The organism is Halomonas litopenaei, assembly GCF_003045775.1.
Taxonomy (GTDB): Bacteria; Pseudomonadota; Gammaproteobacteria; order Pseudomonadales; family Halomonadaceae; genus Halomonas; species Halomonas litopenaei.
The window spans coordinates 360,267-373,911 of sequence record NZ_PXNS01000006.1; the positions used below are offsets into that span (position 1 = coordinate 360,267).

Consider the following 13,645-nt stretch of genomic DNA (forward strand, 5'->3'; position numbering starts at 1 on the left):
AGAAAGATGCAGCAGAGTCGCTGTCATGGTGTCCCGTGCCGGCAGGGAGCTGGCCCTGCGCGGACCGTCCCCCCCTGAACCTTGGTCCGCGCAGTTCTTTTTCTTGCCATCAACGAGCCGAGTGGTCCAACTCGGTCCTCGTCATTTTGTTCTGCTTGATCCCAGTACTTGATCCTACTGCTTGATCCCTCTGGGGGGCCCCTTCCTGGAACTGGCAATCTGCGCGTGCGCATGGCGCCATCGAACCAGCGGTTTGGTGATTGCTCTTTCGTCATTCCTCACGCATGGCCCTAGTGAGCATATCGCCATTGAATCAGTGGTTTGGTGATTGGTCTTTCGTCATTCCTCGCGCATGGCCCTAGTGAGCATATCGCCATTGAATCAGTGGTTTGGTGATTGCTCTTTCGTCATTCCTCGCGCATTGCTCTAGCGAGCATGTCGCCATTGAATCAGTGGTTTGGTGATTGGTCTTTCGTCATTCCTCACGCATTGCCCGGGCTAGCATGTCGCCATTGAATCAGTGGTTTGGTGATTGGTCTTTCGTCATTCCTCGCGCATTGCCCTAGCGAGCATGTCGCCATTGAATCAGTGGTTTGGTGATTGGTCTTTCGTCATTCCTCGCGCATTGCCCTAGCGAGCATGTCGTTGATCGGTTTGGTGATATAGCTGGCGAAGCTTCTCTCCCCGGTGAGGATCATCACCTCTGCCGGCATGCCTGCGACAAGACGCATGTTGTCGGTCAGCTGCGATTTGCCCAGGTCGGTCACGCCGACGCGGACCTTGTAGTAGCGCTGGCGGGTGGCTTCGTCCTCGAAGCTGTCGGCGCTGACGCGGACCACCTCGCCGTCGATGACATTGGACAGGCGCTGGTTGAAGGCGCTGAAGCGGATTTCCGCCGACTGGCCGGGGTAGAGGTGATCCACATCGTGGTTGGGGACGCGGGCCTCGATCACGAAACCGTCGCCGGCCGGGACCAGGTCAAGCAGCGGGTCGCCACCACGTACCACGGCGCCCAGGGTGTGCACCTGCAGGTCCACCACGGTACCCGCCACAGGGGCCGTGATTCGCGTGCGCGCGAGAGTGTCATTGAGGGCGACCAGGCGCTCTTCGGCGTCGGCAACCTCGGCCTGGACCTGACGTAGCGCTTCGCCCACCTGCTGTTGAAATTCCTGCAGGCGAATCTGCTTGTTCAGGGTGTTTTCACTGATATGGGCGCGCAGTCGGGCGATCTCCGAGGCGTGTCCCGCGTTGTCACTCTGGTACTCCAGGCTCTCGCGTTCCAGCTCACGCAGACGCTGGCTGCTGATCATGCCGTCACGAAACAGCTTGAGGTGGTTGGCGACCTCACCCTCCAGCGAGTCGATGCGTTGCTGGGTGATCGAACGGGTTTGCCCCAGGCCGGTGATCTGCTCTTCCAGTTGAAGAATCTGCTGGTCCAGGGCGGCCAGCGTATCGTCCAGCGATTGCCGGCGTACCTCGAACAGGCGCCGCTGCACGCCCAGCACCTCCTGAACCCGCGAATTGCTGGACGCGATCAGTTCCTGTGGAAAGACCAGGCTGTCGCTGTCGGCCTGTTCCGCCAGCAGTCTCACCTCACTGGCCCGAGTGATCAGGTACTCGGTCTCGGCGATGCGCTGTTGCGCCAGCGCCTGGGTGTCGTCCAGCACGATCAGTGGGTCGCCGGCTTCCACGTGATCACCGTCCTCGACCAGCACGTCGGCGACGATGCCGCCTTCCAGGTGCTGGATCGTCTTGGTGAAGCTTTCCACCGAGACCGAACCGGGGGCGACCACCGACACCGCCAGGTGAGCGGTGACCGACCAGACCCCGAAGCCGCCGAAGGCCACCAGCAGGATGGCAAGGCCCCAGCGTCGATAGGGCCGAAGGTCCACCGGTACTTGATTCTCAGGACCGGCGGTGGCCGAGCTCGAGTCGATGGCGGCGGTCTCGACGGGCACCGAAGTAGAGACTTGAGCGCTCATCGTGGTGTCCTCGAGCTGTTGGATGAAGGGGGATCCGTTGGCAGCGGGTTCGATGGCGCAACGCCGGACGGGGCTCGTTGAGAAGAGGGCGTGCCGGCACCGGCGACTTGCTTCACCACCCGTGCCGAGGACACCGTTCCCTTGAGTCTTGCCCCGCCGGCCGGGGAGGGAGGAGCCAGGGACGTCACTCGGCCGTTGTCGAGGAACATTACCCGGTCGACCTGGGCCAGCAGGCGCTGTCGGTGGGTGATCACCAGGGTAGTGGTGGCGAGCCGGCGCAGGCGGACCAGGGTTTCCACCAGGGCTCGCTCACCGCTTTCGTCCAGATTGGAATCGGGTTCGTCCAGCACCACCAGCGATGGTTCGCCGTACAGGGCTCTGGCAAGGCCGATGCGTTGACGCTGGCCGGCGGATAGACCCGTGCCGCCGTGTCCGATGGTGGTGTCGTAGCCTTCGTCGAGCTTGAGGATCAACTCGTGGACGCCGGCCAGGTGGGCTGCCTTGAGTACTGCGTCGGCGTCGACCGGGCCGAAGCGAGCGATGTTGTCTGCAATGCTTCCGGCCAACAGCTCCACGTCCTGGGGCAGATAGCCCAGGTGGGGCCCCAGGGTGCTGCGTTCCCAGCGCAGGATGTCGGCGCCATCGAGGCGTACGCATCCGTCGAGACTCGGCCAGATGCCCAGGGCTACCCGTGCCAGGGTCGATTTTCCCGAGGCACTCGGGCCGACGATAGCGAGTTGTTCGCCAGCCTTGAGGTCGACGCTGATCGCGTTGAGTGAGGCGACGGTCGCTCCAGGCGGGCCGGCACATACCTGCTGGAGGGAAAGCTGGCCCTTCGGGGCGGGCAGCGGCATCGGTGGTGATGGCGCCTCGCTGTCGATGAGTTGGCCCAAGCGTTCGCGGGCGTTACGGGCGGCGATAAAGCTCTTCCAGCCATTGATCAGTTGATCGATGGGGGCCAGAGCTCGCCCCAGCAGGATCGAGCCAGCGATCATCATTCCTGGGGTCAATTCCGCCTTCAGTACCAGCCATGCCCCCAGGCCGAGGATCAGCGACTGGGACAGCAGCCTTAGTATCTTCGAAAGGTGGGTGAGTACACCTGAACGATCACTGGCCCGGGATTGCAGTGCGAGGGAGTCACGGTGCTGCGACTGCCAGCGTCGCTTTACGCTCTCCAGCATGCCCATGGCATGGAGCACCTCGGCGTTGCGCAAGTTGGCGGCGGTTTCATCACGGCTGGCGACCTGGTGGGCGCCAGCCTGTTTCAGCAGACCCCGGGTGCAGGCCTCGTTGATCGCGGCCAGGGCCAGCAACAGGATGCCGGCGGCCAGGGCAAAGAGCCCGTAGAGCGGATGAAACAGCGTTAGTACCCCCAGGTAGAGGGGGATCCATGGCGTGTCGAAGAAGGCGAGCAGGGCGGGGCCGGAGACGAACTGGCGCAGCGTGGCCAAATCATCCAGCGCCTGGGTCGAGGTGGCACCCGGACGGCGCAGGGCCTGATCGTAGATGGCCTGATGGATAGCCGGCTGGAGCCGTTCATCCAGGGCATTGCCGATGCGCACCAGCAGTCGCGAGCGAACCCACTCGAGTCCGCCCATGACGGCGAACAGGAACACCACGACCAACGTCAGCATGACCAGGGTCTCGACGCTGCGACTGGCCAGCACCCGGTCATACACCTGCAGCATGTATAGCGAAGGCACCAGCATCAACAGGTTGATGAACAGGCTGAACAGTCCGACGTCGAAGAGGCCGCGTCGGCAGCGAAGTATCGCCTCCCGAATATTGTAACGGGTGGGGGTCATGTAAAGGCGTCTCGTTTTCTGGATTTGCGGCGAAGTTCTGGTGGTGTTGGCAGCCGGAGCGAAGAGCGATGCCTGATGTCGTTTAGCACCTTGTCGTGCAGGGTGTCCGAAATCTGATGGAATGAAGTATGGAGTTGGCAGGGAGTGAGAGGCTAGGGAGAAGTTCGCCGAAACGACTTTTTTAGAGCTTACAAATCTATGTAAAACGGCATAAAAATGAAGAATCTCAATAGATGTTTCCGTATTCTTTTGTTGAATTTTTGAAGAATTCTGTGCTGTTTTTGTCGACGATTATTGTGAGGAATATTGAAGTCATTGTTTTTAGAGGGAGTAAATAGGTTTTCGGCCGCTTTTAGATGCGTCAAAAAAGTTCTGTTGTGGAAGGGCGAGTTGATCAAGACGAAGTAGTTGGATCAAAAAAAACCCTCAACTTCTGATGTTGGTGTAAGATATTTGCTATTTGTTTCCGAATGTAAAACGGTTTTCATGGGGTATGACATGTAGAAAATATATGGAGTCACCATGAGCAGTAACGATGAGATGGTCAGCCCGATCACGGGAAGAACCGCCCAGATGTTGGTGGTGCCACAGGATGCCGATCTTCTGGTTTGGCAGGCGGAAGAGGGCACCATCATCGACGTTGGCGGTAGACCCTCCGGCGCTGTCACCGAAGTGGTGTCGGGTAGCAACGCCAGGCCCGGTGCTGTCGACAATGCCTATGTGGATCTTGGCAGGGATCCCGGTGATGGTGTCCAGTATGACATCAGTGTCGATACGGCAGGCAGCTACCAATTGACCCTGCGCTATGCCAACGGCAGCAACAGTGATCGTCCGTTGGCGCTTCAGGTGAATGGCGGCGTCACGACGTCGGTGAGCTTTCCTGGAACCGGTGGCTGGAGCAGCTGGCAGGAGGTGACGGTCGAACTTGAGCTTGAGCCGGGTTCGCATCAGCTGTTTTTGTCGATCCCCACGGCGGAACAGGGTGGCGTGGGCCAGGGACCCAACCTGGATCAGCTGACACTGGTAAAGGTGGAAGACGAACCAGATCCCGACCCTGACCCAGATCCTGATCCTGATCCTGATCCCGATCCCGATCCCGATCCCGATCCTGATCCTGATCCCGATCCGGAGCCGGAAACAGGCATCATGTCGTTCGAGGCGGAAACCTTTACCATCGACGATCAGGAGTCGGATCCAGGCAGCCCGGCCGATACGACGGCGCGTCTGGAAGCCGATGGCGTGGATTCGCTCAGGCCTGGCTACAGTGGCGAGGGTTACCTTGACCTGGGCAACGATGTCGGCGATGCCGGGGTATTCGAAGTCACCGTGGAGGAAGGCGGCAATTTCCGACTGGACGCCCGCTACGCCAATGGAGGCAACGCTGATCGCCCCATGGCGCTCTACATTGATGGCGTCAGGGTAGGCGAGTTCGAGTTTGCTTCCACCGGGGCTGGTGATGATGGTTGGCAACGCTGGCGGGAAGAGTCGCTTGAACTCAAGCTCGAAGCCGGGACCCATTCTGTTCGCCTTGAGAATCTCACGTCAGGGGGGGCCAACCTTGACCTGGTCAAGCTGTCTCCGCTCGTCGTCGAGCCCGGCGAGCGTCCGACACTGAAGATCAACTTCCAGCCACAGGGGGCCGACGTTCCCGAGGGCTATGTCGCGGACACCGGCCAGGCCTTTGGAACACAGATGCTGGAAGTGGACGGCAAGACCTACCGCTACGGCTGGATCACCGAGCAAAGCATTGCCGACGGAACTGAGAACGGCACCGATCCATTGTCGCTGGCGAGTCAGGGTGCTTTTACCCTGGTGGATCGCTCCGAGCGCTTCGTCGGCCTGGACCCGCGCCAGGCGACCTTTGCCCAGATGACCAGCGAGCGCGACGGCTTCGTCGATGCAGGCTGGGAAATTGAGCTGGAGCCCGGTTTCTACGAGGTGACCATGTCGGTGGGCGACGCTTCCGGCAACTTCGACGCCTTCTACGGGGTCAATGCGGAGGGTGTTGCCTTCACCGATGCCTTTGCCCCAGGGCGTCCAGACGACTTTTCCATCGATGCGACGCCGACCAATGACACCGAGGGCCTGCGTTCGGATCTGGTCACTCGGGTGGTTGAGGTGACCGATGGTCGTCTGACGCTGGATGCGCTCGACGTCGACAGCAAGAACGTCAAGCTGCAGTATCTGGAGATCCGACCGCTGCCGGACCTGACTCCGGAAGATGACCAGCCAGCGAGCCTCGACTATGCGCACTTTACCGATGCCCGGGCCATCGCCGGTGTTGCTACCAATACCGTTGTCGTGGATCTGGACAGGGAAGACGGTAGCCTGCCCACCGGAGTCGATCCCACCTCCGATATCTTCGTCGGCGTTCAGGTGGTCGAGGGCCGAGGAGGCGCACTCCTGAAGAGCCTGAGCGATGGTTCGGTACGGTTGTTCGAGACCGTCACCGGCATCGAGGTGGCGTTTGATATCAACACCACCGGCGGTTTCGATTCACTGACCCTTTCCCCCAAGGAAACGCTGAAGCCTTTCACCAGCTATAGCCTGGTGATCGATGGCTTTCAGGATCGTGGCGACAACAGCGACAGCAGTTTGCCGACCCGGGAATTCCTGAAGTACACCAATACCTTCGTTACCGGGCCGGAACCGGATATCCTGCCCAGTGATGTGGCCTTCGAGGGAACGGTGGAGTTGAACGGTTCCGTCGACGGAGCCTTCGGTTTTACCTCCCTCGAGGTCAGCGCCGGGGGTGATGCGCTGTACGTGGTCAGCATGGGCGGCCAGATCGTGCGCTACGCGCTGGACCCTGAGGACGGCTCGCTGGGCCCCGGGGAGGCCCTGTCGCTGGCCCTGGATCCCTTCATGGAGCCCGACGCCGACGCCTTCAACAATCGGCGGGGTATCATCGGCATCGCGGTGGACCCGACCGATCCAAAGGTGTTGTGGGTGACCGACAACTATCCGATCCCGCTGTCCGGACGCGACACCTCGACCCCCGACTTCAGCGGGCGCTTGTTGAAGATTACCCTGGACGAGGGAGACGACTTCAGCGGTAGTGCCGAAGTCTACCTGACCGGACTTCCCCGTTCGGTGGCGGACCACGTCACCAACAGCATCGAGTTTCGGGAAAATCCGGCGTTTGATGCAGAGGCGTCGCCCACTGAACCCTCGCATCTGCTTTACCTGACCCAGGGGTCCAATACCGCCATGGGGGACGGCGACAGTGCCTGGGGCAATAGGCCCGAACGTCTGCTGTCTGCGGCGGTGTTGGAGGTGGATCCGACGCGCTCGCCGCCCGCTGGTGGCTTCGATGTCACCACCGAGCCCCTGCCGGAAGACCAGACACGCTTCCTCGACGTCGACAATGACCTGAAAAATGCCCCCATTCCCATGGAGGGAGGGCGCTTTCTGGCGTTTGACGACAAGGGTGTCGCCAGCGTCCAGGACGCTGATGGCCTCGTGCTGGAGAGCTTCTACGATCCCTTCGTCGATGATGCCGTGGTCAAGATCTTCGCCACCGGGGTCCGCAACGCCTACGATCTGGTCTGGCACTCCAATGGCTACTTGTACACGCCGACCAATGGCTCGGCGGCGGGCGGTGCCGTGCCGGATGACCCCTCGACGCTGATCGACGAATCGGCGACCAACGTGGTCAAGCAGGATGACTATCTGTTCAGGGTCGAGCAGGGGGGGTACTACGGCCACCCGAATCCTCTGCAGGACGAGTACATCCTTAACGGCGGTAACCCCACCCGGCTGGAGGACATCAACGAGGTCACGTCCTACGATCCAGGCATCGAGCCCGACCCCAACTATCGCATCGACGATGCCTACTCGCTGGGGGAGAACCGCTCTGCCAACGGCGCGACCGAATACGTCGGTGATACCTTCGGCAATGCCTTCAAGGGCAGTCTGCTGATCACCGAGTATTCCGGAGGAGACGACATTCGCTGGATCACGGTGAATGCCGAAGGCAAGGTCATCGGTGACGACGTTCTTCGGAATGCCGCCGGCAAGGTCATCACCTATACCGATCCTCTGGATATCATCGAGAACCCCGCCACAGGGCGCCTGTATCTGGTCACCCTGAACCGCCGGACCGGCGAGAGTCAGCTGGTCCGCCTGGATCCCGTCGAACCCATGTCGTCCGGAGGGGCTGGCACTGACTCGATGAGGATACTGGCAACCATCCAGGCCGAGGACAACACCCCTGACGACGGCACCAGCGCCACCATCAGCGAGGGCGGCGCTGCCGAGATCATCATCCGTGAAGGGATCGCCAGTGAGGTGCCGGGGCTACAGCCGGGCAGCTTTGGAAATGACGGCAATCTGGATGACAACGACGGGGTCGGTGGCGGTTACGCTGATTTCGGCAGGAACTCGGACGATGCCATCACCTTTGGCTTCACCCTGGAAGCCGGTGATGGTGGTGACACCGTACTGCGGGTGCGCTATGCCAATGGTGGCTTTTCGGATCGACCTCTCGAGGTCTTCGTCAATGGCCTGAGTGTGGGTATCGCCGACTTTCCACCGGCACCGGACAGCCTCGAGGGTTCCGACCGCTGGCGTTTCTGGATGACCCAGGATATCGAGGTGAACCTGACGCCGGGCGATGTCGAGGTGCGTTTGCAGTCGGTGTCCCGGGCTGGGCCTAACGTGGATCAGCTGGAAGTGGTGCACGAGCCTTCGCCCGGTTTCGGCATCTACGAGGCCGAGGATGCACTGCTCAACGGTCCTCGAGTGATCGAAGTGGGTGACGTGCGCGACGTCTCGGAGAACGCCTACGCCGACTTCAGGGGCACGCAAGACCAGACCATCACCTGGTCGATTCGTGTCGAAGAAGCGGGAACCTATGAAATCGGTTTCCGCTACAACCTTTCTCAGACCAAGGCGGATCGACCGCTGTCTTTCAGTATCAACGGTGTCGCCCAGGATGAACTCGACTTCGCAGGGCTGAGTGAGAATAACGCTGACTGGATCTATCATAACGTGCTGGTCAGCCTGAAGGCGGGGATCAATACCCTGGTAGTGACCGCGCCGGCGGCGGTTGGGCCGGACATGGACCTGTTGTGGGTGCCCGACCAGTCGTTGGAAGCGATTCGGGCCGCCGTTCTCGGGCCAGCCGACGCCACCGATGGCGTGCGCATCGAGCTTGAGGATGGCATCTCGGCGCTCAGCGTCGACCCGCGAAGCGCTGACTTCTTCTTCGAGGTCGATACTCGAGGCCTCTACCGGCTCGATCTGGCGGCGAATGCCGGTGTGCTGCGTGGCGAGGATCTGGCCCTCAGTCTCAATGGCAAGCCGTTGACCGTGATGTCCTTTCCCGGAGCAGGAACGGCGGGTGAAGAGTCCTACTACGTCGAGCTGGAGCCCGGGATCGAGTACCGCCTGCACATGGTGTCCGATGATCTGTGCAGTCAGCGCATCGACTACCTGGATGTGACGCCAGTCGCCGTCACTGCCGAGGCCGTGGCCCACCTGGAGAGTGGTGACGTCAACTACTTCAGTGATCGCCTGTTGTTCAACTATCTCGATGAAAACGACTTTGGTGGCCCGGATCGGGACTTCAAGGAAAGTGCTACCGCCGTCATTTCCAATGATGGCAGCGACCCGCTGACCATTCTTGATGTCTCGCTGGATGGCCCCTTCGTGCTTGCTGACGCGGCGGCCCTTGAAGGGGTGACACTGGCACCGGGGGAATCGCTCGAGATCGATGTATTGTTCGATCGCGCGAATTATCGTCCGCCCGCCAGCAACGCCGATGACGGCAGCTTCTTCGGGAGTCTGAGGCTGGTGACCAACGACGCCGATGCCCCGGTCCAGGAGTTGACGCTTGCCGGGTTCTGGCAGGCTCAGGATGAGGGCGGCTGGGAACCGACCGTCGACGAGGTCTGGAATGTGGCCGGATTCGGCAACCGGATCGGCGGTATTCCGACGGACGGTGGCGCCAGAGGCTCGGCCTTCGATGACTACGGTTTCTATCGCGCCGTCAGCGAGGAGGAAGTGCTGTCGCGCTACTGGACCCTGGCCGACGGGGTCGATGAAGCCAAGGTGAGTCAGATAGTCGCACTGCATGGGGCGGGTGTGGCTGCCTTTGGACTCCACGCCTTCAAGAATACCTCCCAGGATATCAAGTTGATCCGCCACGATGCGGACCAGAACCAGTCCTTTCTGCCGCTGACCTATCTTGATCGTCAGGAACCGGCAGCCACCTTCACCCGAGACGATATTCCTGACAATTGGGGAGGCAACGATCTGTTCGGCCTCGAGGTGGCCACCCTGTCCTCCGATCCCTCGTTGAATCCTCCCGGCAAGGGCAAGCCACCGGCGGATTCGCCGGATCTGGAGCGTGGCTACTACGTTCGCGTGTTCAAGGCGCTGGACGATGAAGGTAACGAGATTCCTGATACCTATCTGGTGCTTCAGGACTATTCCGGATCCAACCTCGACTACAACGACAACATGTTCGTTATCGAGGGTATCAAGCCGATGTACGAAGGCAACGGTGTCCCGCCGGAGGAAACCGACCAGGTGGTGCCATCGTCGCGCTTCACCGTGGCCGCCGAGCAGGGTGAGTCTGCGCAGGAAGTGCCCGATGTGGTCGATCCGCTGGATCTGCAGGGCCTGCCCCAGCAGCAACCCGACGAACTGTTCTGACAGGCTTGCCACTGTCAACCGTGTGAATGCCGCTCCCCCGGAGCGGCATTTTTCTGGGCGCCGGATCCAGAGAGTAGTTGTCGCTGTTGGCAGACACCGGGTGTTGCAGGGCGTCGACAGCGGCGAAAAGGCGACCTTTGCGTTAGGCTGGTGTCAATTTGAACGGAAGGAGTCATGCATATGCGAACCGCTGGATGGATTGTTTTCCTGGTGATGGCCGTGTTGATGGTGGGCTGCAGCTATGACCCCGCACGGGTCTCGTCGGAGCCACTGATCATCATCGATGACGATCATCGCGACCATCGAGATCATGACGGTGGCGACTTCTGTCCGCCGGGACAGGCCAAGAAGGGTCGTTGCTGAAGGTGGCCGGGAAGTGCGCATGAAGACAGTGAGTACAGCCGTACTTTTGCTCGTGCTGATGGGTCTTGCGGGATGCAGTTACGATCCCGCACGGATCAGTGCAGAGCCCTTGATCGTCGTCGACGACCATCGTGACCGCGACTACCACCGTGACCGCGATTACCACCGTGATGACGACTGGCATGATCGCGATTGGGACCATGACCGCCATCGCCACGATGATCACGATCATGACCATGATCGCTATTACGACGACCACGATCGGCGTGGCGACTTCTGCCCGCCGGGACAGGCCAAGAAGGGTCGCTGTTGAGAAGACGCCGAGTCTGACAACGGCCGCCATGCCCCCGCCACAAGGATGCCCAGGCGACAAGCGTTGAGGTCGCGTGAAGCCGGGCGTTCGCCCCGGCTTGTCAGGCTGTTCGGTGAGCGGCATGGTAGAGGTATCTTCTTCAGGCGAGGCGATCGTGAGCCGGATCGATCTCAGGACCAAGACCCTGGCCAACGAGCACGTCTCCCACGTGCACGGCTACCACCAGTTGATTCTGCCCACCTGCGGCAGTACCGAACTATCCCTTGAGGGGCGGGAGCAACGGGTCACCGCCGAGCGTGGTTGCCTGATTCCAGGCAACTGCCATCACGACTACCTGGGAGACGGCAACAATCGTACCTTCGTGCTCGACGTGCCGGTGGTCTTCGGGCTGCCGGACGTCGACGTGGCCCGACTGTTCGAGCGACCGCGTTTCTTTGCGGTGCCCCCCGAATTGCAGCGACTTGCCGACAGCCTGATGCGGCAACTGGATCAATTCCCCACCCTGGGCAACGATATCGCAGCGCTTCTGTTACGCGCGCTCTATCTCCATCTGGAGGCTTCCAGCGAAACCTGTGCCCCAACACGATCGACGGGCGTCAGCGGTCGGCTCGATCTGCGTCTGCTGGACGACTGGATCGATAGGCACCTGGCCAGCGACATTCGCGTGGATGACCTGGCGTCCTTGTGCGCGCTTAGCCCCGGTCACTTCCACGCCAGCTTTCGCCAGGCCACCGGGATGACGCCGCAGGCCTATGTTCGCCGACGCCGGTTGAGCCACGCCCAGGCGCTGATCCGTCACAGTGAGTTGCCGCTGGGGCAGATTGGGGCGCTGGTGGGCTTTCGTGACCAGGGCAGTTTTTCCCGAGCCTATCGCAGGGTTCATGGGGTGGCGCCCTCCCGGGAGCGCACAGATCCATAGGCTTTGATGAAAAGTGCCTGCGCTCGGTAATACGGCGTTAAAAACCGGATCAAGGTGCTCATTTACACCTTGTAAACTGCGCTCTCTCACCGATTTTTGCCTTGTCTAACCATCGCTCGCCGACTTTTCAAACAATGCCTGGACAGCGATTCAGCTAGCCTCTCTCGGCTCTCGCGCTCAGCCACCTGCCACTTTTCTCCTCTCGTCGCGGTGACGTTGTGGCCGACGACACGGTTTGCCTGAGTCCCGGGCAAGGTTTTCGTAGTCTCGGGCAAGTTGACGATGGGTTTCGCGCATAGCCTGAAAAGGAGTCACTCGGCGCCGGCCTCGATTCGGCGCCATCAACAATGACAACAACCATGACAACAACCGGAGTTACTGATGTCTTCGACCTCCCTTCCTGCCTCCGCCCGCACTGACGACCGCATTGCGGCTGACCGCCGCTCGCACGATAACCACGAGGTAGGCGCCCGGCGTGGCCGTGGCCAACGGGCCAGACAGCGGCGACGAGCGCCGATGCTGGCGCTCGCGGCGTTGCCGCTGGCGCTGATGGCGTCCCAGGCGCAGGCTCAGTCCTACGAGATGGCCATCGCTACCCTGATCCCCGAGAACCTGACCAACAACGCCATCTATCCTGCCCTCGTCCACTTCAAGGAACTGGTGGAAAGTCGCACCGAAGGCGACGTCACCGTCAGCATCTTCGGTGGCGGCCAGATGGGCTCCGAAGTCGAGACCGGCTCCCAGGTCCAGGCCGGTGGCAGGGCGCTGCAGTCCGCCATTCTGACCTCCGGCGCGATGTCGTCGTTCTACCCCGAGTATCAGGCGGTGACGGCCCCCTTCCTGTTCGATGACTGGCGCCAGGCCTGGGCCTTCTTCGATGGCGAGTGGTTCGCCGACTTCATGCAGGGCGCCATCGAACAGGCGGACATGCGCTATCTGGGGACCTTCGATGATGGTGGCGGCTTTGTCGCCTTCACCAACAACGAGCGGCTGATCAAGACCGTGGATGACCTCGAGGGGCTCAACATCCGCACCGAGGAAAACCCGGCCCACGTCGCCACCATGGAGGCGCTGGGTGCCTCCGCCACACCGCTGCCGTGGGGCGAGCTGATCACCGCGCTGGAGACCGGACTCGCCGACGGTCAGTTCAACGCGCCGGTGATCAACACCACCTTCGGCCTGGACGAGGTGACCGACTACACCACCCTGACCGGGCACGTGTACAACAGCGCCAGCTGGATGGTCAGCGAGAGCTGGTTTCAGGAGCTGCCCGAGGAGCACCAGCGGGTCATCACCAACGCCGCCCGTGAGGCGGTCAGTCTGAGCCATGGCGCTTCCGGCATGCTGGCGACGGCCAGCTGGCAGACGTCCTGCGAGATCTTCGAGGAGTGCTACCTGATGCCGGCAGAAGAGCGCCAGCGCATGGCAGAGGTGGCGCGTCCGGCTTGGAAGAGCTGGATCGTCGACGACTTCGGACTCGACGCCGCCTTGATCGACGACCTGCTGGCCGAGGTCGATGGCCTGCGCCAGTCGCTGCCGCAAGAGGCCTACAGCCGCTACGGCCAGTGATTGTCGCGGCGGGGCGGCCAGGCCGCCCCGCCAG

At 61.3% G+C, this 13,645-nt stretch carries 7 protein-coding genes; 5 read left to right on the forward strand and 2 right to left on the reverse strand.

Going from position 1 to position 13,645, the window contains the following annotated elements; all coding sequences use genetic code 11:
- Positions 1 to 611: 611 nt before the first annotated feature.
- Together C6W88_RS13105 and C6W88_RS13110 are read right to left on the reverse strand one after the other, a co-directional pair.
- A complete protein-coding gene (locus tag C6W88_RS13105; protein ID WP_108132759.1) occupies positions 612 to 1,982 on the reverse strand; it encodes an HlyD family type I secretion periplasmic adaptor subunit in 1,371 nt (456 codons plus the stop codon).
- A complete protein-coding gene (locus tag C6W88_RS13110; RefSeq protein WP_108132760.1) occupies positions 1,979 to 3,787 on the reverse strand; it encodes a type I secretion system permease/ATPase in 1,809 nt (602 codons plus the stop codon). Before C6W88_RS13110 ends, C6W88_RS13105 begins: the two co-directional genes overlap by 4 nt.
- Before the next feature lie 522 nt (positions 3,788 to 4,309).
- Between C6W88_RS13110 and C6W88_RS13115 the strand changes: the two genes are divergently transcribed.
- The 5 genes from C6W88_RS13115 to C6W88_RS13135 all read left to right on the forward strand — a co-directional run bounded on the left by C6W88_RS13115 (position 4,310) and on the right by C6W88_RS13135 (position 13,611).
- A complete protein-coding gene (locus C6W88_RS13115; protein ID WP_108132761.1) occupies positions 4,310 to 10,447 on the forward strand; it encodes a carbohydrate-binding protein in 6,138 nt (2,045 codons plus the stop codon).
- A gap of 180 nt (positions 10,448 to 10,627) precedes the next feature.
- Positions 10,628 to 10,810, forward strand: a complete 183-nt coding sequence (locus C6W88_RS13120) for a hypothetical protein (RefSeq protein ID WP_108132762.1) — start codon at positions 10,628 to 10,630, stop codon at positions 10,808 to 10,810.
- A 19-nt stretch (positions 10,811 to 10,829) separates the two neighbouring features.
- Positions 10,830 to 11,123, forward strand: coding sequence for a hypothetical protein (locus C6W88_RS21510; protein ID WP_108195016.1), 294 nt, complete (start codon positions 10,830 to 10,832; stop codon positions 11,121 to 11,123).
- Between the two features lie 154 nt (positions 11,124 to 11,277).
- Entirely contained in the window at positions 11,278 to 12,042 is a 765-nt protein-coding gene (locus tag C6W88_RS13130) for a helix-turn-helix transcriptional regulator (protein WP_108132813.1), read from the forward strand.
- 516 nt (positions 12,043 to 12,558) lie between these two features.
- Entirely contained in the window at positions 12,559 to 13,611 is a 1,053-nt protein-coding gene (locus C6W88_RS13135; RefSeq protein ID WP_045994863.1) for a TRAP transporter substrate-binding protein, read from the forward strand.
- Positions 13,612 to 13,645 lie beyond the last annotated feature (34 nt).